The sequence below is a fragment of the Treponema sp. OMZ 790 genome (assembly GCF_024181285.1).
Classification (GTDB): Bacteria; Spirochaetota; Spirochaetia; order Treponematales; family Treponemataceae; genus Treponema_B.
Genome location: NZ_CP051201.1, coordinates 1032585 through 1056157, shown reverse-complemented (window position 1 = coordinate 1056157; position 23573 = coordinate 1032585). Strand labels below are relative to the sequence as shown.

21 protein-coding genes and 2 tRNA genes are annotated in these 23573 nt (G+C 38.5%); 5 read left to right on the top strand and 18 right to left on the bottom strand.

The window, feature by feature from the left end; translation table 11 throughout:
- Positions 1–7: 7 nt before the first annotated feature.
- A complete protein-coding gene (locus E4O01_RS05180) occupies positions 8–556 on the bottom strand; it encodes a MarR family transcriptional regulator (protein WP_253694719.1) in 549 nt (182 codons plus the stop codon).
- Between the two features lie 231 nt (positions 557–787).
- On the opposite strand from E4O01_RS05180, the gene E4O01_RS05175 reads away from it, so the two are divergent.
- The 5 genes from E4O01_RS05175 (at position 788) to clpX (ending at position 4273) form a co-directional block, all read left to right on the top strand.
- Positions 788–867, top strand: a tRNA-Leu gene (locus E4O01_RS05175).
- Between the two features lie 34 nt (positions 868–901).
- A tRNA-Gly gene (locus E4O01_RS05170) sits at positions 902–973 on the top strand.
- An 84-nt stretch (positions 974–1057) separates the two neighbouring features.
- Complete coding sequence (tig, locus tag E4O01_RS05165; protein WP_253694718.1) at positions 1058–2413, top strand: trigger factor; 1356 nt, start codon at positions 1058–1060, stop codon at positions 2411–2413.
- A 26-nt stretch (positions 2414–2439) separates the two neighbouring features.
- Entirely contained in the window at positions 2440–3039 is a 600-nt protein-coding gene (clpP, locus tag E4O01_RS05160; RefSeq protein WP_253694717.1) for an ATP-dependent Clp endopeptidase proteolytic subunit ClpP, read from the top strand.
- Entirely contained in the window at positions 3026–4273 is a 1248-nt protein-coding gene (gene clpX / locus E4O01_RS05155; RefSeq protein ID WP_253719339.1) for an ATP-dependent Clp protease ATP-binding subunit ClpX, read from the top strand. Before clpP ends, clpX begins: the two co-directional genes overlap by 14 nt.
- Positions 4274–4308: 35 nt before the next feature.
- On the opposite strand, the gene E4O01_RS05150 is transcribed toward clpX, so the two are convergent.
- From E4O01_RS05150 to E4O01_RS05070, 17 genes are all read right to left on the bottom strand, one after another.
- Positions 4309–4668: a hypothetical protein gene (locus tag E4O01_RS05150; RefSeq protein ID WP_253694716.1), complete on the bottom strand. Its 360-nt coding sequence runs from the start codon at positions 4666–4668 to the stop codon at positions 4309–4311.
- Positions 4669–4725: 57 nt separating this feature from the next.
- Positions 4726–5322, bottom strand: coding sequence for a 50S ribosomal protein L9 (gene rplI / locus E4O01_RS05145; protein ID WP_253694715.1), 597 nt, complete (start codon positions 5320–5322; stop codon positions 4726–4728).
- 126 nt (positions 5323–5448) lie between these two features.
- Entirely contained in the window at positions 5449–5718 is a 270-nt protein-coding gene (gene rpsR / locus E4O01_RS05140; protein WP_371819637.1) for a 30S ribosomal protein S18, read from the bottom strand.
- A 40-nt stretch (positions 5719–5758) separates the two neighbouring features.
- Positions 5759–6265, bottom strand: coding sequence for a single-stranded DNA-binding protein (gene ssb / locus E4O01_RS05135; protein ID WP_253694714.1), 507 nt, complete (start codon positions 6263–6265; stop codon positions 5759–5761).
- Positions 6266–6277: 12 nt separating this feature from the next.
- Positions 6278–6559, bottom strand: a complete 282-nt coding sequence (rpsF, locus tag E4O01_RS05130) for a 30S ribosomal protein S6 (protein ID WP_002669351.1) — start codon at positions 6557–6559, stop codon at positions 6278–6280.
- Between the two features lie 334 nt (positions 6560–6893).
- Positions 6894–7316 (bottom strand): V-type ATP synthase subunit K, encoded by a 423-nt coding sequence (locus tag E4O01_RS05125; protein ID WP_253694713.1) that lies wholly within the window; start codon positions 7314–7316, stop codon positions 6894–6896.
- Between the two features lie 15 nt (positions 7317–7331).
- Entirely contained in the window at positions 7332–9194 is a 1863-nt protein-coding gene (locus E4O01_RS05120; RefSeq protein WP_253694712.1) for a V-type ATPase 116kDa subunit family protein, read from the bottom strand.
- Positions 9191–9805: a V-type ATP synthase subunit D gene (locus E4O01_RS05115; RefSeq protein ID WP_253687718.1), complete on the bottom strand. Its 615-nt coding sequence runs from the start codon at positions 9803–9805 to the stop codon at positions 9191–9193. Before E4O01_RS05115 ends, E4O01_RS05120 begins: the two co-directional genes overlap by 4 nt.
- Before the next feature lie 10 nt (positions 9806–9815).
- On the bottom strand, positions 9816–11111 hold the full coding sequence (locus E4O01_RS05110; RefSeq protein WP_253694711.1) for a V-type ATP synthase subunit B: 1296 nt from the start codon (positions 11109–11111) through the stop codon (positions 9816–9818).
- 1 nt (position 11112) lies between these two features.
- The gene (locus tag E4O01_RS05105; RefSeq protein WP_253694710.1) at positions 11113–12882 is read right to left on the bottom strand and encodes a V-type ATP synthase subunit A; all 1770 of its coding nucleotides are present in this window, start codon (positions 12880–12882) and stop codon (positions 11113–11115) included.
- Positions 12883–13024: 142 nt separating this feature from the next.
- A complete protein-coding gene (locus E4O01_RS05100) occupies positions 13025–13561 on the bottom strand; it encodes an adenine phosphoribosyltransferase (protein ID WP_253694709.1) in 537 nt (178 codons plus the stop codon).
- Positions 13562–13620: 59 nt separating this feature from the next.
- Complete coding sequence (locus E4O01_RS05095; RefSeq protein WP_253694708.1) at positions 13621–16602, bottom strand: ligand-binding sensor domain-containing protein; 2982 nt, start codon at positions 16600–16602, stop codon at positions 13621–13623.
- Between the two features lie 72 nt (positions 16603–16674).
- A complete protein-coding gene (gene aroA, locus E4O01_RS05090; protein WP_253694707.1) occupies positions 16675–18072 on the bottom strand; it encodes a 3-phosphoshikimate 1-carboxyvinyltransferase in 1398 nt (465 codons plus the stop codon).
- Positions 18069–20351 carry a tetratricopeptide repeat protein gene (locus tag E4O01_RS05085; protein WP_253694706.1) on the bottom strand — a complete coding sequence of 761 codons (2283 nt, stop codon included), beginning with the start codon at positions 20349–20351 and terminating at the stop codon, positions 18069–18071. The genes aroA and E4O01_RS05085 overlap by 4 nt, the downstream gene beginning before the upstream one ends.
- 49 nt (positions 20352–20400) lie before the next feature.
- On the bottom strand, positions 20401–22101 hold the full coding sequence (locus E4O01_RS05080; RefSeq protein ID WP_253694705.1) for a hypothetical protein: 1701 nt from the start codon (positions 22099–22101) through the stop codon (positions 20401–20403).
- Between the two features lie 15 nt (positions 22102–22116).
- The gene (locus E4O01_RS05075) at positions 22117–22875 is read right to left on the bottom strand and encodes an ABC transporter ATP-binding protein (RefSeq protein WP_253694704.1); all 759 of its coding nucleotides are present in this window, start codon (positions 22873–22875) and stop codon (positions 22117–22119) included.
- Positions 22876–22917: 42 nt separating this feature from the next.
- Positions 22918–23502: a nucleotidyltransferase family protein gene (locus tag E4O01_RS05070; RefSeq protein ID WP_253694703.1), complete on the bottom strand. Its 585-nt coding sequence runs from the start codon at positions 23500–23502 to the stop codon at positions 22918–22920.
- Positions 23503–23573: the final 71 nt, after the last annotated feature.

The window sequence follows — 23573 nt, the reverse complement described above, 5'->3', positions numbered from 1 at the left end:
GGATTTTTTATAAAGGCTTATTTTTACTGTTATTTTTTTCAAGAATTCGTGTATAGGCTTTTAGAATTTTATCAAAGGCTACCATTTCATCCACAGTAAAAGATTCCAAAAGTTTTTTTCGCGTCTTGACATTATCTTTATTGTCATAAGCTTTATGTTTTAAAACCGTTTCTTTAGCTTTTTCTGTAGTTCGTAAAAAAAAGACTTTACCGTCGGATTCATTAACTTCTTTATAAACCAATCCCCATTTTATAAGTCTATGCACAATTTGAGAAATTGCACTTGATGTTCTATTCCATTTTTTTGCAAGAGCTGAAACCGTGATATTTTCATTATCGTAAATATCCGTTAAAATATGCATCTCAATCATTGTATATTTCCTATCCGTGCCATAATCTCTTCTTATGGTGTAATAATAAGAAAAAGACAATACAAAATCATACATACCATCAACAACAGAACTTATATTTTTGTACCTTTTTTCAATCAAATCGATGGGCTCATTATCTTCTACCCATGCATTAACTATTTCATTTTTATAGATATCCTCAAGCATTTAAAACTCCCAAGCAGCCTATTTTAAAATTTAGTGAAATACCTTTAAAAGATATCCATTTTTGCAGTCATTGTCAATTATTTTATATTTTTTTATCCCAAACTATTGACAAAAATAAAAAAAAAGAATATACTCCTTTTCGTTGGTGAGGCATTTTAGATGGCTTACTTTTAAATTGCAATACTTGACATTTTTTGGGTTTATGTATATTATACACACGCTCACTGTTAAGCGAGAGTGGTGGAATTGGCAGACACGCTAGACTTAGGATCTAGTGCTTCGGCGTGAGGGTTCAAGTCCCTCCTCTCGCACAATTCCACAAAAACAAAAAAGTGGAGTAGAATTGCGGGAATAGCTCAGTGGTAGAGCGCCACCTTGCCAAGGTGGATGTCGCGAGTTCAATCCTCGTTTCCCGCTTCTAAAGCGATTCGGTGAACGGATCGCTTTTTTTTTACCCTTTTGCAAAGGGCAGTCTTAAAATCAACTCTTAAGGAAGGAAAAATGGACTACGAAAAGAACGTAACTCTTAAAGAAAAATCACATGCGGAACTTTCAGTAAAAATTAAAAAAGCTGAGGTTCAAGAAAGCTATAAAAAATTGCTCAACAAATATTCAAAAGAGCTTCAAATACCGGGATTTAGAAAAGGAAAGGTTCCCGTATCAGTACTTGAAACAAAATATGGCGATGCTATAAAGGGCGATTTGGCAGGAGACCTTATCGAAGATTCTTTAAAAGAAATCTTTGAATCTCTTAACGAATATGAAAGGCCCCTTCCCTACTCATATCCCGAATTAAACGAAAAACCCGAATTAAAAGTTGAAGAAGACTTTTCCTTTACGGTCCACTACGATGTTTTCCCCAAGGTCGAAATTAAAAAAACTGAAGGCTTTACAGTCGAAGTTCCTGAAGCAAGTGTTTCGGAAAAAGACATAAAAAAAGAACTTGAAAGACTTCAGGAGCGAAATGCCCTCGTTACAGCCTGCAAAGAAGGCAGTGCCGCAGAAAAAGACCACATTGCAACAATAAATTATTGCGAGCTTGATGATGAAGGCAAAACAATTTCAGGCACAGAAAGACAAGACTTTGTATTCACTCTAGGTTCGGGCCAAAACATCTATAAACTTGATGATGACATAATCGGCATGAAAAAAGGAGAATCTAAGGAAATTACCAAAACCTTCCCTGAAGATGATTCAAATAAGGATCTTGCCGGAAAAACCAAGAAAATAAAGGTAACTCTTACAGCACTTAAATATAAAGACCTGCCCAAACTGGATGACGATTTTGCTCAAGACATAAACGAAAAGTACAAGACCTTGGATGAGCTAAAAGCCGACATAAAGAAGAATTTCGAAATAAGTGCCGAAGACAAAATCAAATCTTTACAAAAAGCCTCTTTAACCGAACAGATGGTAAAGGAGCATACAATAGACCTTCCAGAATCAATGATCCGTGCAGAACTGGAATCCAGATGGATGATGATGGCAAACCAATTTAGAACCACACCTGAAGAACTTGAAAAAATGTTCGGCAAAGGGCCGCAGTCAAAAGCAACTCTTTTGGAAGGATGGAGAGAAGATTCCGAAAAGAACTTAAAAGAGAGAGTCTTAATCGAAACCCTTCTTAAAGAAAAAAATATTGAAGTAAGCGATGATGAAATCGAAGCCGAATATGTACGCTTATCGGAACGCATGGATATTTCTCTTGATGAATTAAAGAAATATTATTCTGATCCGCGCGAAAAAGAATATTTAACCGAAGGCTTAAAAGAAGAAAAACTTTTTAAAGCTCTTTACGAAAAATGTACAATCAAAAAAGGCAAAAAAATTACCTTTGAAGAACTTTTAAAAGATTAATTTCTATCTAAATATAAGGGAAAAAAATGAGTACACTTGTACCTTATGTAATTGAACAAACAGGAAACGGAGAGCGCAGTTATGACATATTTTCTCGTCTTTTAAAAGATAGAATTATCTTTGTGGACGGAGAGATAAACGATATGTCGGCTGATTTGGTTGTAGCCCAGCTCTTGTTTTTGGAAGCACAAAATCCGGATAAGGATATAAGTCTTTATATAAACAGTCCCGGAGGTTCTGTAACTGCAGGTCTTGCTATTTACGATACCATGCAGCATATCCGTCCCGATGTACAAACAATTTGTTTGGGTCAATGCGCAAGCATGGGAGCAGTCCTTTTAGCAGGAGGGGCAAAAAACAAGCGTTATGCCCTCCCCTCATCCCGTGTTATGATTCACCAGCCATGGGGAGGCGTTCAAGGTCAGGCCGTAGATATCAACATACAGGCCAAAGAAATCGTAAGACTAAAAAAACTTACAATAAAATATTTTGCAGAAAACACAGGTAAAACCGAAAAACAGGTAGCAGCCGATATGGAGCGAGATTTTTTTATGTCGGCGGAAGAAGCCTTAACCTACGGTATTATAGATACCGTTATGAACAGGAGAAAAGATGGCTCGAAATAGAATGGGTGGAGCTTTAATATGCTCTTTTTGCAATAAACCTGAAAGTGCGGAGCGCTTTGTAGTCCCGGGCCCCGGCGGTATTGCCATCTGTGACAGATGTGTAGACCTTTGCGGAAGCTATATAAAGTCCTATAAGACGGTAAGACCGGTTGACCATACAGGCCCTATTCCTACACCTAAAGAACTAAAAGATTATCTTGATGAATATGTAATAGGCCAAGATCAGGCAAAAAGAGTCCTATCGGTAGCCGTTTATAATCACTATAAACGTATTATGAATCCTCCTTTAGAAGATGATGTAGTTATCGAAAAGTCCAATGTTCTTTTATTGGGTCCTACAGGTTCAGGAAAAACTCTTTTAGCTAAAACGCTTGCACAAAAAATGCAGGTTCCGTTTGCCATTGCCGACGCCACAACTTTGACCGAGGCAGGCTATGTAGGAGAAGACGTCGAGAATATCCTGCTAAAACTAATTCAAAATGCTAACGGGGATATAAAAGAAGCTGAAAGAGGTATCATCTTTATAGACGAAATAGATAAAATTTCAAGAAAGAGTGAAAACGTCTCTATTACCCGTGATGTATCCGGTGAAGGAGTTCAGCAGGCCTTGCTTAAAATAATTGAGGGTACTACAGCTTCCGTTCCTCCTCAAGGCGGAAGAAAGCATCCCAATCAGGATATGCTTAAAATAGACACAACAAATATCCTCTTTATCTGCGGAGGCGCTTTTGTAGGTTTAGATAAGATAGTCGAAACCCGTATCGCAACAAAACCCATAGGATTTGGAGCCGAGGTAAAAAAACTAAGCGAAAAAAATCTTGCAGATTTATATGATCAGGTTTCGCCGGATGATTTGGTAAAGTTCGGCCTTATTCCGGAGTTAATAGGACGAATCCCTATAAAAGTTGCCTTAAATGAACTTACAAAAGAAGATTTAACACGCATATTGGTTGAACCTAAAAATGCCATAATAAAGCAATTTCAGGCAGCCTTTAAGCTTGATAATGTAGACCTGCATTTTGAAAAAGATGCAATTACGGCAATAGCACAGCAAGCTATAGACCAAAATACCGGAGCCAGAGGCTTGCGCTCAATTGTCGAAAAACTCATGCTTGATGCAATGTTTGAAGCCCCCTCATTAAAAGGCAGAAAAGAACTTATTGTAAACAAAAAAATGATAGGCAGTTCTTCTCTAAAACCGAAGATCAAACTTTTTGACGGAAAAACTGCATAATGGTTAAAAGACTGCCTAAGGGCAGTCTTTTTTATTTAAACATTTCCATGAGCAACCACAACAAGAAAAGAAAAAAGGACAGCCAAACCTATCGATATAATAAATAAAAAAACATCTGCAATTAAGCCTGCAATACGCACGGTCTCTTTATAGCGGATCATAAAAAAAGTTTTGACTGAAATGGCAGCAAAAGTAAAAATTATAAGTAATATGCAAAGGCTCATCAAAACATTTAAAATTATAAACAAACTTGAATCCAAAAAATCTTGAGAACTGCTTAAAATATAAAAAAGAATAAGAACAAAAACAGACGCACTTAAAAATCTAATAGAGCGGTCTAAAAAGCGAATAGTAAACTGTTTATATTTGGGATGAGGTTTTTCTTTACTATCCATAAAAGTTTCAAATTGAAATTTTAATATGCGGATAAAAATATCCGCATATTTTAAATATTAATTTTCCGATTCTGAATTTTGAACTTCTTCAGATACAGATCCTTCAGCAGCGCTTTCTTCTGTTGAAACTTGTTCATCCGAAGTTTCTTCATCTCTTCGCGGCTTTCTTCCTTTTTTGTCGGAGGGCTTAACAGGTTTTTCTTCGGCAATCTGTGCCTCAACAGTAAAGGAAATTTCTGCCGAGGTGCTTTCGTAAAGCTTGATAACAGCCTTATGCACACCTGTACTCTTAACTGTCTGACCGGGAATTTCGATACGTTTTCTTTCAATATCGAAATCAAGTTTTTGAAGTTCATCAAAAATTGTTTGAGTTGTAACGGCACCGTAAAGTTTTCCGTTAGGTCCTGCAGGCATAAGAATCTTAATTGAAAGAGCTTCAAGTTTTTCTTTAAGCCCTGCTGCATCCTGACGTTTTGCAGCTTTTTTAGCTTCAATTTCTTCTTTGCGTGATTCAAAATGAGCGAGAGTGAACTCATTACAAGGAACGGCTAAGTTTCTGGGGAAGAGGTAGTTTCGGGCATATCCCTTTGCTACGTTCTTAATATCTCCTTCTTCTCCGAGATACTTAACGTCTTCATTTAAAATTACTTTCATATACAAGCTCCTAAAAAAAATATCTGCCCAATTCCGGGAGTCGGAAAGGGCTTTTTACATAGTCTGTTTTAATGTAAGCAAAACCTAAAAATAAGAAATTTAAGGCAGCTGCTTACATTAAAATTTCTACTCGTTCATAACGAAAGGAAGCAAGGCAACAGCTCTTGCCCGTTTAATTTCAACGGCAAGTTTTCGCTGATGTTTTGCGCAAGTTCCGGTAATTCTTCTGGGAAGAATCTTACCGCGTTCGGTTATAAAGCGGCGTAAAGCATCCGGTTCTTTATAATCGATCTTTAACTTTTGTGTACAAAATCGGCAAACCTTTTTGCGGTAAAAAGATCTACCCTTTCTTTTGTCTTCGCCTTCGCGAATATTTTCCTGCATGTTAGCTTCCATGTCTACATCATTCATTGTTTCGTCCGACATTTAAATCTCCTTAAAATGGAATATTATCCAAATCTGAATTTCCCATATCCGGCTGGTAGTCATCATAAGAAGGCTCCTGCCGTCTTTGATAAGCAGAAGGTGCCTGATTTCCATCATTGTACTGATTATTTCCACCGCCCTGATATGATCCTTGGCGTTGAGGTGCAGACTGTGATTGCCCGCCCTGACCTGTAGAGCCGCCTACAAGCTGAATATTGTTAGCAACAATTTCAACCTTGCTTCTGGTTTGCCCGTCCTGTTCCCAACGGTTCTGCCTAAGCTCACCGTCAATAGCAACCTGTTTACCTTTTACAAGGTATTGATTAAGGGCTTCACCTTGCCGGCCCCAAAGAACCACGTCAAAAAAACTTGCTTCTTCGCTCCAGTCATCGCCTGTTTTTCGTCTTCTATTGACGGCCACGGCAAAATTACAAACCGCAATACCGGAAGACGTATATTTAAGCTCAGCATCTCGAGTCAAGCGGCCCACCAATACTACATGATTTATATCTGCCATAAAGCCTCCTTTTTAGTCCTCTAAACGGACAAAAAGATAAGTCAACATCTGAGTAATCAGCTTAAAACGTTTATCCAATTCAATCATCTTCGCAGGATCTGCTTCGATGTTGAAAAGAACATATCGTCCCTTTGTCTTCTTTTTGATTTCATAAGCTAAATCCCGATCGCCGAAAGGCTCTTCAGACTTGATCTGAACACCGAAATCTGCCAGAATTGAATGTAGAGCATCTATTCCCGGTTTATAGAGATCCTCTTCAACCGGAAAAACCGTCATAAGTTCATAGTTTCTCATGTTCCCTCCTATGGACACATTTCTGAGGCCCGCATTTTCTGCGAGCCGGAGTTTTCATAGAATATCAAAAAATACTATCTTAGTCAATACCTAGTTCAGGGCAAACGCATCATAATTTTATCTTCGCAAAAAACATAGGCTGTTCAACCCGCCTTTCGCCGCTATGCGACTGCAAGAGGGGTATTCACAGCCTATTTTTTTGCTATTTTATTTACCCTCATGATGCGTTTGCCCTTTTTTGAAAAATGTGCGAAATTTTGTTCAAAATTTCGCACAGAAGGAAGCCAACTGCTTCAAAAGCATTATAGTGCGGCTACCATGTACTAAGCATGCTTTAGCATTTCATCATCCCGAAGACCATTACGAAAAGAGCAACGGTTTCGCAAAGACCTACGATAGTAATGTACTGTACAAAGCCCTTTCCTGTTTCAGCCATAGCATCGGAACCTGAAGCAGAAGCCTTACCCTGAGCAATAGCGGACGATGCTATAGAAACACCGCAAACAAGGCCTAAGCCCAATAAGAACCAATCGCTCTGGGATGAAGTAAGCATCCTGTTCATAAGCAAAAATCCGTAAAGAGTCTGCGTAAGAGGAGCACCTGCAAAGGCGACCAAACTAAAGGGAGCGGGCTTGTTATTTAAATAACAGCGCTTCCATGCACCGATTGTTGACTGACCTGCAATGGCAAGACCGATTGCAGAACCGATAGCTGAAATACCCAACGCAGCAGCAGCACCAAAAAAACCAAAAGTCATATCCTTCCTCCAAATTTATTCGTTAAAGGGTTCATATTTAAAGCCCGACCAAGTCAAGCCTACATGATTAGAGAATTCCAAGGTATTCAATCGAACACCGTGGACTATAACGGAAAGCACGTTCATAATATAGTTAAGACCGTGTCCGAACAATAAAAGTAAGACACCTGCAAAGATTATAAAGCCTCCTAAGGCAGGGCCTGCCATCTCATTTACGGTTGCACTTATAGCGCCTCCGGCAAGACCTACAGCCCAAAGTCTTATGTAGCTCATAATATCTGCAAATACGTTTACTACGCCCAAAAGCATATTGATAATGTTTTTTAAGCTTTCAACAATAGCCTGCCCTATTCCTTTAGAATAGTTTACAAAGATAAAGTTTAAAGCAAAACCCGCACCGATCGCAAGAAGCACGGCATTATTTATTGCATACTTTTGGGAATCTACAACAAGGTTTAAAACCACAAAATACATTCCGCCGAGCATCGAAAGAGAACCTACATCGGCAAGAAATTTAGGGGACTTAATATTCCTAAATAAGCTTACTACATGGGCTATCATCAGCTGGGTTAAGCCTAGAGTAAAGCAAAGCAAAATCTGGTTTTGATTGCGTACATCCTCAGGGGTAAAGTTTGCAATAGCCGGAACAGCCAAGTTTTTAAGAAAAGGCGGTACAATTTCGGTAGACATACCGAACCAGTTACAAACCAGGGTACCCCAGATAATTGTCATCAAACCTAAATAGCCGAACATATAAAAAGCCGTAGGCACTTTTTGTTTTTTTGCCTTTGTTTTTAATATCAAAATAATTGAAATTACGAACAAAACGGCACCATAACCGGCATCCCCGAATATCATTGCAAAGAAAATTCCGAAAAAGAGCAGGAACCAAAGAGATATATCCGGCTCCGTATATCCCGGAACAGTACCCAAAAAGTCGATTAAGGGAGAAATCAGATTTACAATCTTATTTCGCTTTATCTTTGTCGGAACAGGATCTTCTTCTTCAGGGTCTTGAGAAAGATAGGCCCAAGAATTTTCTTTTGCAAGAGAAATAAGTTTGGCCTCATCTTCGCAGGGAATATATCCTGTAAGCCAAACGAGCTGAACTCTTTCATCATCATCTTGATCCCCGAAATCTATTGTCTGCATACCGTCATGAACTATTTCAAATTGAAGCTTTTTGCTTACAACCTCATCCAAGGCATGGAGAGAATTTAAGTATGCCGACATCTTTGTCATTTCCTGTTTATAGGAAGAGATTTTTGCCTGTAAGCTCTTTAACCTCTCTTTTAAGGCCTTAACGGAAGTTTCAGGAAGTTTTAAAGGAATAATATCCTGAGGTAAATCCGCAGGCAGAGCATTTGTTTCGCTCCGGATTAAAAACCTCACACCGGTTTTCCCATGTCCTACCAAAATAGTTTTAATATCTTCCGGAAGTGAAGAATAAGTCTTTACCGAAGTACTTGCAGGGAAAAGATATATGCTCCTCTCTGCCAAAAAAGTAAAATCGGCAGTATTTATTTCTCCCCAGTCTGCATAAGAAGCGATTTCACCTGTCAATCTTGCAGCTTCTTCCATATTGCTCTTATAAGAAGATGTAAGAGACAGTACCGAATCGACAAATGTAAGAGTATCTTCTTCACTTAAAAGAGAGGGGGGCGTTACGCCTTTTTTCTCTTTTTTGGGAAGATATTCCGTTAAAAGACTAATAGCAAGAGTTATGTCATTTTTTTCGGATCTTAACTCATTTATCAAGGTGCCGTTTGCAGGACGGTCTTCAATATGTAAAAGCCCTAATTTTCTTAAATTCTTTAAGGCATGACGCTGCTCTTTTTTTAAGACTAAAAGGGTTAGTTTTTTCATCGGTACAATCATAGAGCCTCATCCTTATCATGAACCTTTTCAAGGTTCTTTTTAGAAATTTTACCGCGAACAACAGCTGCAACCTGCTGATCCCCCAAATAAACCGTTATCTTCTTTATGTTTGCCCTCGTTTCGGGTATCTTAACCTTTTCAAAGAGGTTTACGCGCTGAGTGGTAGTTCTAAGCTCGGAATTTAAAAGGCGCACCTGTTCATCAAGCACCTTTGCTTCAAGGTCTAAGCTCAAAACTTCCTGCATTTTTTCTGCAGCCGTATCAACCCAAAGGGGCGTCTTATAAAGATCATATTTAGCACGTTCAAATTCCGCACCGGAAAAAACAGGGATGCTCACCCCCGCAATATTTCCGGTTGAGGTGAGAATCTCTTTTATCTTAACCATGGAGGGTTTAAAAACATTTTGCTCACCGAATACCGCTACCCAGTCTTCGAATTCCTGATTGAGGGCATCCCTGTGAAGCCTGACCTCTTTAGCCCGGGCTTCGATGGTGCGGATTTCGGTTTGAAGCTGCTGTTTTTTAAGCTGAAGAGTCGGCAAGTATCTTCTATACATTTTTAAAGATTCTTTTTGATTCTTAAGCTCATTCTTCGTCAGTTTTATTGCCATAGCCTACCCTTTAGTTTGCCGGCCAGTACTTATTTACCAAGTCGGATTTAATACCGGTTTCTTCACGGGTAAAGCATTCGGCAAGAATCTTCCAGCCTAAGCTGAGGGCGTCTTCAAGCGGAATGTTTACGGACAAGTCCATCATTCCCGATTCGAATTTTGCACCGTATTTTAAGAGTTTTTCGTCCCATTCGCTCATCATAAAGCCCATAGATTTTTTCTCCAGAGTGTCCTTATATGAAGCATAGAGCTTAATCATATTGTCCATAAGCGCACGGTGGTCGTCCCTTGTTTTACCGTTTACGTTTTGCTTTAATCGTGAAAGACTTCCGAAAGGCTCGATTCGTCCGTTTTTAAGATAGAACTGGCCTTCGGTAATATAACCTGTGTTATCTGGAACGGGGTGTGTTACGTCGTCTCCGGGCATTGTTGTAACGGCCAAGACCGTAACCGATCCTGCATCAGCAAAATCTACAGCCTTTTCATAGCGGGCTGCAAGCTGGCTGTAAAGGTCTCCGGGGTAACCTCGGTTTGAAGGAACCTGTTCCTGAATAATGGCTATTTCTTTCATTGCATCTGCAAAGTTTGTCATGTCCGTTAAAAGAACCAAAACATCCTTACCTGCGATGGCGAACTTTTCTGCAACTGCAAGACACATATCCGGAATCATAAGACATTCAACAGTCGGGTCAGCTGCCGTATGAACGAACATAGCTGTTCGGCTTAAAGCACCGGCTTCTTCAAGGGTGTCTTTAAAATAAAGATAATCGTCATATTTTAATCCCATTCCGCCCAAGATAATTACGTCAACCTCGGCCTGCATGGCTATTCGAGCTAAAAGCTCGTTGTAAGGCTCGCCGGAGCTTGAAAATATGGGCAGCTTTTGAGAAACAACCAAGGTATTAAATACGTCGATCATCGGAATACCCGTTCTGATCATTCTGTTTGCAAGAATACGCTTTGATGGGTTTACCGAAGGACCGCCTATAGGAATCATGTTGTCCTTTAAGGCAGGCCCTGAATCTCTCGGATCGCCTGAACCGTTAAATATTCGGCCGAGCAAATCTTCGGAATAGCTTACCTGCATTTCCTTACCTAAGAAGCGGACCTCATCTCCGGTCGAAACACCTCGTCCTCCTGCAAAAACCTGCAACGAAACCAAGTCACCGTCAAGCTTATTGACTTCTGCAAGGGAGGCTCCGAAGCGGGTTTGAACTTCAGCCAATTCTCCGTATGAAACTCCGTCGGCCTTAACCGTAATAACCGAACCGTTAATCGATTCTATTTTACTATATACCTTTTTCATCTTACACCGCCTGCTTCAATAATTTTTTTGCGCTTTCATCTAAGCTATCCGCTTTTTCGGCGATGAGCTTTTTAATTCCGTCTTCATGGGATTTAAATGCATCCGAGCCCCAAGGCGAGTAGTTATAGTCGATGAACATAAGTTTAAGTTTGCTGAAATAAGAGCGGGCTTCATCCTTAGAAATAAATTTAAATGAAGAACCTAAAATCTCAACCAAGATATTATATATATGCTGCTGGCGCTCAACCGAAACTGCATCGTCTACCTTATCAAAGGAGTTTTGCTGCAAGTAAACGGCATCAAGTAAGTCGCCTTTTAAGTAAATGATAAAGTCTTCGATACTTGTTCCTTCTTCACCTACAACCTTCATCATCTGTTCGACCTCGGTACCTCGGCGTAAAAAGCTTCTTCCGTATCTGACTTGTTCTGAAGGAAGAACGCTCGGATACTTTGACCAAGAATCTAGGGGGTGAATGGCAGGGTATTTTCGGGCATCGGATCTTTCCCGTGAAAGACCATGGAAGGCGCCTACAACTTTTAGAGTGGCCTGAGTTACAGGCTCTTCAAAGTTACCGCCCGCAGGAGACACGGTGCCTCCGATTGTAACGGAACCCTTTGAGCCGTCGCTTAAGCGGACAATACCAGCCCTTTCGTAGAAGGCTGCAATGTAGGATTCAAGATAGGCAGGGAAGGCTTCTTCACCGGGAATTTCTTCCAAGCGGCCCGACATTTCGCGAAGAGCCTGAGCCCATCGGCTTGTAGAGTCTGCAAGAAGAAGAACGTCCAAGCCCATTTGGCGGTAGTATTCTGCGAGGGTTACACCGGTATAAACTGAAGCTTCACGGGCTGCAACAGGCATTGAAGAAGTGTTACAGATAATTATCGTTCTTTCCATAAGGGTTCGGCCCGTTTTGGGATCTTTAAGCTCAGGGAATTCCGTAAGGGTTTCTACAACCTCACCTGCACGCTCACCGCAGGCTGCGATGATAACAATATCGACATCGGCATTTCGGCTGGTAGCATGCTGCAAAACGGTTTTTCCTGCACCGAAGGGACCGGGAATACAATAGGTTCCGCCCTTAGCAACAGGGAAGAATGTATCCATTGTTCTCATCTTTGTAACCAAGGTTTCGGTAGGTTTTAAGCGTTCTGCATAGCAGTCAATCGGGCGTTTTACGGGCCACTTAAAGCTCATGGTAAGAGGAATTACATTTCCTCTTTCGTCCGTAACCTCAGCTATTGTGTCATCTACGGTATAATCCCCTTCAGGTTTTATAGATTTTAATTTATAAGAGCCATACATGTTAAAAGGAATCATGATACGGTGGGTAAAGCTGCCCTCAGGTACGGTTCCTAAAATGTCTGCACGTTTTAAAGAATCGCCTTCTTTCGCAGAGGGAGTAAAATGCCATTTCGCGGTTCTTGAAAGAGCGTTTAAGTAGATACCCCGTTCCAAAAAATAACCTGCTTGTTCGGCCAGTTCAGGTAAAGGGTTTTGCAGTCCGTCATAAACCTGACCTAAAAGGCCGGGACCTAACTCGACGGAAAGGAGATCATCAGTAAATTCTACGGTGTCTCCTACTTTTATTCCCTTTGTAATTTCAAATACTTGAAGCTGAGCTATTTCACCGCGAATTCGAATTACCTCGCTTTTTAGTTTTTTTGAACCAACCTCAACATAGCCTACTTCATTAAGGGTAACTAAGCCTTCAAAAGCAACGCTTATCATGTTACCGTTAATACCGACTACCTTTCCTCTTGTTTTAGTCATATCATAACTCCAAATACTATAGATAAAGCATAAATTCTAAGTTTAAAAGTCGTTTTATAGAAATTACAAAACGACTTTTAGATTTTATCATATAAATTAAAAATATTCAAGGTGAAAAAAATCAAAAATATTAAAAATAGATTTAAATTTCTTCGCTCTCATATTCTATGAGAGTCTTTACGGGCAAATCTTTTAGAACCTTGTTGTAGTTTAAAAACGGTAAGCCGACAACGCCGCAAAAGCCTGAAACTTCAGCTCCGCCTTCTTCCAATATCTTTCTGGCAGCATTTAGAGTTCCGCCTGTAGCAATCAAGTCATCTAAAAGAAGAACTTTTTGACCTTTTACCACATCGGTTTTATGAACTTCAACAGCAGCCTGTCCATACTCAAGGTTGTAAGAAGCCGAGTAAGTTTCTCCCGGGAGTTTTCCTTTTTTGCGTATTAAAATAAGAGGAATTCCCATCTTGTAGGCAAAAGGAGCAGCAAAGATAAAGCCTCTTGCTTCTATAGCGGCAACTGCGTCTATTTTTTCATCCTTATACATTTCGGTCATCTTATCAAGACAATAACTGAAAACTTTAGGATTTACCAAAATACCCGTAATATCATAAAAAAGGATTCCCTTTTTGGGGAAATCGGGAACACGCCTAATAGCGGCGTCGATTATCTTATCTTTCATAGTGAATAGTCTACACCTTATTTTTGCAATGGTCAATAGGAAGTTTTAAATTTCATAAACTACTCGGTATACATTTTGCAGCAATCTCTTCCGCTTTGCTTGGCCTTATAAAGAGCCGCATCTGCATAGGAAAGCATAGTCTCATACGAAAGCTCATTTACCGGAACAGCAGTGTATATACCTAAACTTATTGTAAGGACTTTATCCTTAGCGGCTGAGTGTTCAATTTTTAAATTTTTGACTTCAATCCGCAATTTTTCGGCTATCTTCATTGTTTCGGCAGAAGAACTGTTGTATAGCAAGACTAAGAATTCTTCTCCGCCGTATCTTCCGACAAAATCATATTTAGCCCTAAGATTTTGTTTTAAGGTTTGAGCGACACTGCGCAAAACATGATCGCCTGCTTGATGTCCGTATAAATCATTGTATTGTTTAAAAAAATCTATATCTATCATTATGAGGGACATCTTCTGTTTATTGTCCAAACCCTTGCGCCAAAAATCTTTACCTGCCGTATCCAGCTGTCTTCTGTTACCGACCCCCGTCAGCTGATCTATTGTGGATAATACCGTAAGCTGTTCATTTGCCGATATAAGATCTTTTTGTTCTTCTTGAAGTTTTTTATTTGCAACTTTATACTGAAAAAGCTGACGAAGCCTGCAAATCAAAACAGCCAAGCATACAAAACTAACAATATAGGCCGCTATCATCGGAGCAGACAACCAAAAAGGTCTTTCGATAACAAATGAAAATGATGCCGGTTCAGGATATGGATTGGATATATCTTTTACCCTAAAGGTATAGTATCCGGGATCAAGATTGGTGTATTGAACATAATTTTTTAAATTACCGTTTACCCAAGTTTTATCAAATCCTTCAAGCATAAAAACATAATAAGGCCGGGAAAGGGGAGATAAATCCATGGAGGCAAACTCAAAGCTGATATTATTTTCGGAATGCTTAAAACTAAAACGTTCTTCCATATCCATTTTAAAAGTAGATGTTTTATTTCCGTTTATTCCTATAGTTCTTATCTTGACCGGAATTTCCTGTTTTTTAAAAGATACTAAATACTCGAGGTCGACACCTAAAACACCTTCTTGTGTACCTACAAAACATGAATTACCGATTTTAATAGGTTCAGTAGTAAAACGCCTTTCATGGTTATAAAAAGTATAGCTGTATATAATTTCATTATCTCGATTAAAAACAGTCATTCCTTTAGCTGATGTTACGCATACGGAGCCGTCATCCATATCCGTAACCCCGGTAATCCTGTTTGCAGGTAAACCTTCAATTACGGTATATTTTGTAATTTTTTTTGTGATAGGGTCAAAAATATTTAAACCGCCGTCATTTGTTCCTATCCAAATTTTTCCTGAAGAATCTTGGAAAAAAGATGTAATCTTATCCGATGAGATTCCCTCTTTATTTTTTATATTGTAACGATATATAATAAAATCATCTGTTTCAGGCATGTACTTGGCAAGACCTTTGTTTGTGCCTATCCAAAGGTTTTTTAAAGAATCCGTTTTAAGAGTAAGAACTAGATTGCTACTTAAGCTGTGAGGATTTTGAGGATCGTTTTTATATTTTTTTATTATTCCTGATGAAGGAGAAAATTTAATGAGCCCACCTTCATAGGTTCCTATCCACAAGTTGCCGCTTTCATCTCCCGTTATACTGTATATTATTTTTTCGCCTGTCTCGGAAACATTATTATTATATAAAGCAACGGGCAAAAAGGCATCAGCTCTCTTATTGTACTTACACAAACCCTTATCGGTACCTGCCCAGATATCGTTATTTTTGTCGATAAAAAATTTAAATACGGAATTTGAAATCACTTTTGCTTGACCGTATTGGGAATAAAAATAGTTTTTCTTTTTTCCTGTTTTAAAATTATAATGAGTTATACCGTTACTTAAAAGTCCTATCCATAAGTTTCCGTCTTTATCGGTTTTTAAATCGGAAACGGCATTCTCTCGGCCGTTAATTTTATTTTCATGCGGTAAAATCAACTTTGACCACATACGTTTGGTATCGTAAATGTTTACGCCCCCTCCGTTTGTACCAAGCCAAAGAGAACCGTAGTTATCTACAAATATGGAAAAAATAAAATCGTTTGAAAGATTATAAGAGCGTTGATTTGAAGTATATTCGGTATACGTGTATGAATTCTTATCAAAGCCGATAAAGCCCCCGCCCCATGTACCTATGAGTAAAATATTATTGCGAAAATCGTTTGACATGCAATAAATTTTATTATTCGAAAAAGAAAAAGATTTCTTTGTATTTTTTTCGGGATCGATAAGAAAAAGTCCCGTCCCCCATACCGAGACCCAATACTTTCCGGCATCCTCCAAAATATTATAAACGGTTACATTATTGCACAATTTTTTATCATCAAGCAAGGAAGAAATTTTAAAACATCTTATGTCTTCATCATACTCCCACAATCCGCCGTAGGTACAGGCATAAATTACTCCCTTTGAATCCTGATACAAATTTCTTATGCTGTTGTTCCCGATATAAAAAGATGAGGTTGTAGAAAATTTTACGGCCGTGCCTTTTTCTTCATCTAAAATATAAAGCCCGTTTAATGTACCGGCCCACAAACGTCCTTCCGAATCTCTCAAAAAACAGCAAACTACCGAATTAGTAATATCGAAATGGGTAAAAGTTTCCGTATCGACATTAAACATTTCAACACCGTCAAAAGTTCCCAACCAAAATACGTCACTTCCGTTTTTGCCTTTTAAAGTATCCTTATATAGACATTGAATTTGCGAGGACTGAATCGAATTTTCCGAAAAAGGAATATACTCATAATTTTTATATTTAATCCCGTCATAACAGGCAAGCCCTTCTTTTGTTCCGAACCAAATTCGGCCGTAAGAATCTTGCGAAATACCCGTAACAAATTTGGACGCAATTGAAGAAGGCTGCGAATAAAAAACAAAAATGTCTTCATCTGCAAGCAAGTTAAAAGTAAAAAGAGTAAAAAATAAAACAATTATTTTTTTATACACTTTGTGCATGAGAAAATCCTTTATACCCAGTAGGTACGGTATCGAAGATGAAATTTTAAAACATTAAAAAGAAAAAGTCAACTACTTATCGGCAGTAATATTGACACCTATATTTTTGAGTTCTTCCAAAAAAGAAGGATAACTTATATCGAAACATTGGGCATCTTGAAGAATAAAATCGGAACCGTCTTTGCTATCGATACCGGCTCCAATAACCGCCAGCATCATGGCTATACGGTGATCCCCATGTGAAAAAACTTTAGCAGGTTTTAGATTCTTTCCTACTATTCCGCGGATAAGTAAAAAATCTTTCCCTTCAGTAATATCTGCTCCAAGTTTTGTAAGCTCTGAAACAATTGCTGAAATCCTGTCGCACTCCTTATAGCGGCATATTTCTATATTTTTTAAAAGTGTTTCGCCTTTTGCAAAACAGGAAATTGCAGAAAGAGCCGGCACTGCATCGGGAATATCGGAACAGTCAAAAACACCGCCTTTTAAGCTTGAAGGGTAAATTTTAAGGGTTTGTGTTTCTTCTTCAAAGCGGATATCTGCATTCATTTCTTTTAAGATTTCGACTATACGCGCATCCCCTTGAACATCATTTATATCTATGTTTTTTATGCTGAGAGGAGAAGCCGTAATCAGCGATAGAGCAATAGGAAAAGCTGAACTTGACCAGTCACCCGGAATACTTGATGAAAATGAAGGAATTTTCTGCCCGCCCGCGATTTTAAAAGTTTTAAAGTCATCCGAAACAATAAATTCGATACCGCAAGTTTTAAGCCAATAAAGGGTCATTTTTAAATATGGAAGCTCCCCTGCCCTTTTTAAATTTATCTGCAAAGAGTAATCGGTCAAAGCTCCCCCAAGCAGAAGCCCGCTTACAACCTGAGAAAAATCTCCTGCAAGATAAAGTTTTTTTTCTTCAAAATCTTTGATTAAAGATGTTTCTCCTAAACGGCTGATGGGAGCTTCTTTTCCCTTGATATGAGCATCTAAAACCCGTATAGGAGCTCTTTCGGTGCTGTTAAGAAATTCGTATTTTAAGCCTAAGCCTTCATAAATTTCGGTTAATGGTTTGACAGGTCTTTTTAGAATTGATGAGTCGCCTGTTAAAACAAAGTCTGAAGAGATTAAAGAAAGAATGGAGCCTAAAAAATAAAAAAGGGTTCCGGAATTCCCGGTATCTATTTTTACGGATTTTTGCTTTTCAATCCGTTTTTTTAAACCTTCTTTAGGCGGAAAAACAAGTATATCTGCAGAGGATTTTGTTTTTTGTTCGATTTTAAATTTTACGCCTAAGGATTTGAATACCGATAAAGCCGTTTTGGTATCTCCGCTCATAAGAAAATTTTTAATCTCGGAAGAGCCTTCAGCAAAGGAGGATAAAACAAGAGCCCTCATGGAATGGCTTTTTGACGGAGGAACCTCAATAGGCTGCGGAGAAAAAAGTGAAGATTTTTTAATCTTTAAAATCATTTTTTTAAAAAAGCTTTTAGTTCTTTTAAGCGCTCTTGGTCTTCACAATCAGCTAAAAGCTTTATCGTTTCTTTGGCTTTTTCTTTCCGGTTTGTCTGAATATAAAGGTTTACAAGATCAAACAAAAGTTCATCGCTTTCTCCAAATTCTTCGATAGCCTGCCTTAAACTGACTTCGGCACGGGCATGGTCGCCTTTTTTTACCGAAAGAATGGAAATAAGCCTGTATATTCTTTCTGTAGGCTCTATATCCATAGCCTTAACCAAAAGGCCGTCAGCATCATTTAGATAACCTATCTCGATAGAATTTTCTGCCTTATCTGTCAAAAGAACCGGATCTACTGGCTTCAGTTTTAAGGCTTTTTGATACCATATATCGGCTTCATCATATTGCTCATCAAAGAATAAGGCATTGGCATAAATATGAAAGGCTTCGGCCCTGTTCCTTTCAGCCGCCAAATCGGCTGTACCGGCTTCAATGTCAAAAAGAGGAGCACATTCTTTTAATCGGCCTTGAAGACGCATAACTTCTACATAGTTTTCTAAAACCACTATCTCATCGGGAAGCATGTTACGGGCTTTTTCGATTTCGATTTGAGCATCGAAGAAGGCATCTTCATCAATTGCACAAAGAGCTTTTAAATTGAAAATCCATCCGTTGTTGGGTTCGAGTATTTCGGCTTCTGCAAGAGGAACAGAACAATCCTCCCCTATCAGGTACAAGGCTTCAGCCAATCTAAAATGATAAAGTCCGTGCTCGGGTCCGAGCTTACAAGCTTTTTTAAAAAACTTTATAGCTTCCTCAGGATTTTCATCATGAATTAGAAGTCCGTATAAATACCATATTGTAGAATCGCTTGTTTTTGCATCGCAGAGTTTTTTAAAATTAACCTTAGCTTCCCATTTATTGTCTATGGCATAATAGAATTTACCGCTTAAGGCCCAAGTACGCTCATCGTCCGGAGCAATACGCTCAAGGGCATTTATTACATCGGCCATCTCGTTATATTCTTCGGAAGCCAAAAAAAGTTTCCCGGCTTCTGCATAGGCCTCGACAGCTTCAACTTTTTTTCCGGCAAGGTTAAGTTCATTTGCTTCGTTATATTTTAGCAAGCCTTGTTCGGGATTTAAAGCAAAGGCTTTTGCATAAAAGGATGCAGATTTTTCGTGTTCTCCTTGAGAATTTAAAAAATGCCCCTGCAAGGAACAAAGCAAAACCGAATTTTTAATTTCTTCATTCGGAATATCTTTTAAAAGAGCTCCCAGTTTTTTCATATCGCCGGACTTATAATATAGGCCGGCCAGTTCAGCCATTATTTCGTAATTGTCATGCTCGATATCAAGGGCAGACAGAAATTCTTTTTCGGCTTCTGCGTTTAAACGCTGAGCAAAATATATTCTTCCGGCCAAAATATGATCTTGAATATCCGGATCACGAAGTTTCCAAGCCTGTTTTATCTGATAGATGGCCGCAACATACTGACCCATGGCATAATATGTTGAAGCAAGGTTTATATAGGCTTCAGGCGAAATAGCATCAGGATTGTTGGCTGCCGAATCGGTGCTTTCGACAAGGAGGGGCTGGGAAATAATTTTGAATTCGTTCAAATAAAATTTTACCTTTGAATAAGATTCCCAGTTTTGTCCTGCAAAACCGATTTTTCCTGCAGCCTGAACAATATCGGAATCGAATTTACCCAACCAAGTATTGTTCACAAGAATTGTAATACTTGTTCCGACACAGATTAATTTTATTTTGAATTTTGAACTTTCAACATCGATCAAAGGTTTTGTCCAGCCTAAGATGGGCATGGGCGTAGAATTGACTACGGCTTCAAGCCTTATCCATCCCTTATCTGAAATAAGAAGCGAATAAAAAGCCTTATCGCTTATATGCCTAAACACAAAACCTGCGGCACAATAGCCTGCGCTTGTATTTTCTTCGGGAAGAAAATTATCTTTAAAAACAGGCAGTTCAAGTTCTGCATCAAGCACAAAATCTTTATACCTGAACACAGGGTTTAAAGCCCATGCATAAAGATGTTTGCGTTTTAATTCCAGCGAGTAGACCCGTTTACCATCAAGATTTTCTTCAAATAAGGATTGGTAACCGTCTCCGGTCTCTTCAATAAAGCGGGTATTTACTTTTTTAGAAAAATCGGCTTCCCAAATTTCTTCTTTGATTTCTTCGGTATCTATTGCCGACTTAGCTTTTTTACCCTCATACTTTTTTAGAATTTTGTTCTTAAAATAATAAAAATATAATTTAAGTCGTTCCATAATGCTTTATAAAGATTACAAAAAAAATGCATTTTAGTCTAGCAGGTAATTACAATTCGATACTCGCTATTTTATTTTCCGCATAAATTCCATATGGTTTAATCAAAACGGCAAAGGCAGCAGCCGGTATACCGCAAAAATAAATCAAGATTACCCAAAGGTATGAATTCATCGTAAAAAATACCACAACGGCAGAAAGGCCCAAAATAATCATGTTAAAAAGCATGATAAAAACCACGTTTGTATTTTGCTTCATGGCTGCAACAGGATTATCCCAATGCAGTTTTGGATGAGCCGTATCCAAAAATAAAGAAACTAGATTGACAAAGGCCGAAAAGCAAAGAGCCACCAAGGAGGCTAAAACCATGTGTAAAATATTGAATTTAAATACAAAACCGGCAAAGCCCACTCCTATTACTATTGCCAATAGAGCAAAGATCATGGCATGGGCTAATTTGGCGTACATATAAGATGCAATATCAACAGGGAGGCTCTTAATAAACGGAATAAATTTTGCATCACGTGAAAGGGCCGTATCCGCAATATTGGTCATTGAACCTAAAAAGCCTGCCGCAAGGCCTGTAACTACAAAGCCTGCATTCCCCTGCATAAAGATAAGTACATGAGGCGGAACATTATTTAAGTTTGCACCCCTTGCAATACTTATAACAATTATCAATATCGGCATAAAGATAATCGAAAAGGGGCCGTTTAAAAGATAAATCGGGGTACGGTTCATCATTTTAAATTCTCTCTTTACATAAGCGATGAAGGGAGAGGATTTTTTGATGTTTTTATGTAAAAAGATTGAAACCTGTTTTGCTTCAAGTTTTTTTATGTTTTTTTCGTTAAAGCCTATTAGACTTTCGGTATAAAGTTTTGACATAAGGCCTATAACCAAGGCCGGAATAGACGTGCAAAAGGCAATCAGTAATATAATATATAAAAAGCTTAAAACGGAATCGGGAGCACTTAAAATAAGACCTACAAGTTTTACCGGAGGATAGTATGTTCCATAATTTTGAAAAGCCGCAGCATTGGATTCTACCATCCTATAAACAGCTTCAGGATCGGAGCCCGTAGTAGATTGAATTATATAATTGAAGCCGAGGGCCAAGGCCATACCTAAAATACCGTTTACAGCCATGATAACATTTTTATTTTTAAAAACCCTTGTAAAACGCATAATTAGGATATTAAAAAAATAACAAATCGAAATCATTGGAAGAGGAATTATAAGGGCGCAAATGACAGCCGAGACATAAAATAAAAAAGGCGGAGATTCCATAAACCCGTATATTCCCATTAAAACCGAAAAAAAGGCAAAAGAAGTAATCAGAGCGTTTATGCTGTTTGCAACAAATTTTGATGCAAACAAGGTACGGGGCCTTATGGGCATCGACAAAAACTGTTCTTCAATTTCACCGATGTAGTAGGTAGAAATAGTAAGCATAAAGCCGAATAAAAGACTCATAAAGGATATAATAACTGCCGTTACCTCAAAAAGAATGCTAATATTGTTTAAGGCCTTTGCCGTTCCGTATAAACCGAAAATCAAAAAACCGAAGATAAACAAAAATTCCGCAAAAACCAAGATAAATAGAATTGCCATGCCAAGTATCTTAGCCTTGGAATTTCTTGTAACGGTTTGATCACCCTTCTTTTTTCTTTTTTGAATTTGGGCCTTAAAATTTTTAAAGTTAAAAACCGAAGCCAAATAAATTTTAACCAATCTAAAAAAAACTTTCATAATTTTTAACTCTCTTTAGGCTTCTGCATTTTCAAAATTTGAAGATGACTTATCCTCAACAAGCTCCAAAAAAAGCTTTTCGAGAGAAGCGTTTTCGCCTCTTTTTTCACGCAACTCCTGTAAAGAGCCTTCAAACATAATTTTACCTGTATTTATGATTGCAAGCCTGTCGCAAAGTTTTTCGGCTACTTCCATAACGTGGGTCGAAAAGAAAACGACCTTTCCTGCGTCTGCTCTTTCTCTCATAATTTCTTTTAAAGAAAAGGCAGATTTGGGATCCAAACCGACCATCGGTTCATCCAAGATCCAGACAGGAGGATCGGATAAGAGGCTTCCGGTAACCAAAAGTTTTTGCTTCATTCCGTGGGAAAAGCTGCCTATGCTCCCGTTTAAGGCTTCATTTATGCCGAAAAGTTTGGTATAACGCTCTATTCTTTCTTGTCTTATATCGGCGGGTACTCCATAAACGTCGCCTATAAAATTTAAGTATTCGGCAGCCTTTAACTGAGAAAAAAGCTCCGGGTTATCGGTAACATAGCCGATTCTTCTTTTTGCTTCCATAGGGTCATCGGCTATGTTTATGCCGTCAACCATTATTGAGCCGGAATCGGGATTAAGAACTCCGGTTATCATCTTAATTGTAGTTGTTTTTCCGGCTCCGTTAGGCCCTAAAAAGCCGAAAATTTCGCCGTTTTTTACGTTTACCGAAATTCCGTCTACAGCCTTTGTTTTAGAAGAGCCGTAGGCCTTTGAAACATTTGAAATTTCAATCATAAATACCCCCGTGAACTGTTTATCGTTATTCCCTAAACTGTTTTAACGCGCTTTGCGCATTTTTTTCACGCTTTCTTCAAGATAACCGCACTCAACCAAATATTGTCTGCGGGAAACTACCAAGGCCATAAGCTCCTTGTACATTTCAAAATTAACTTCCAAAGCTATGGGAAAAATATAGAGCTCCGTCTCATTGCAATAGCGTTCAATAAATTCGGGATCCGTCACAAAACCCAAACTTATCATATTGCTTATTCTGTCGGCACATTTTAAAATTTTAGCCTTTTCGGACCCGTTTTTTATTATGTTTTTTAGATACTCCGACTTTTCTTGACCCTTTTTTTTGGTAACTTCCAAAACAAGCTCATAAACCTGTCCCGACTCGGAATCGATATTTAAAATTTCGTTTACATTAAAATCTTCAATATCTTCGATAACGTCATGGATTAGCGAAGCTTTTAAAAGAACACTGTCGATGTACCCGTAGTCTATAAGAATGCCCATAGTATCTACCTGATGCCGGAACATATTTCCTCCTGCATGACGGGCCTTTCCGATTAAGGCAGTAGCAACCTGCATGTAAGGAGCAAGATAAATTCCCTTTAATACTCCTAAATCTCTTGTCAAAGTAAACTCCTTATTATTATAAGTTAAAATTATACTAAAATAAAAAGTTTAGTGTCAAGAAGGGGAGAAAA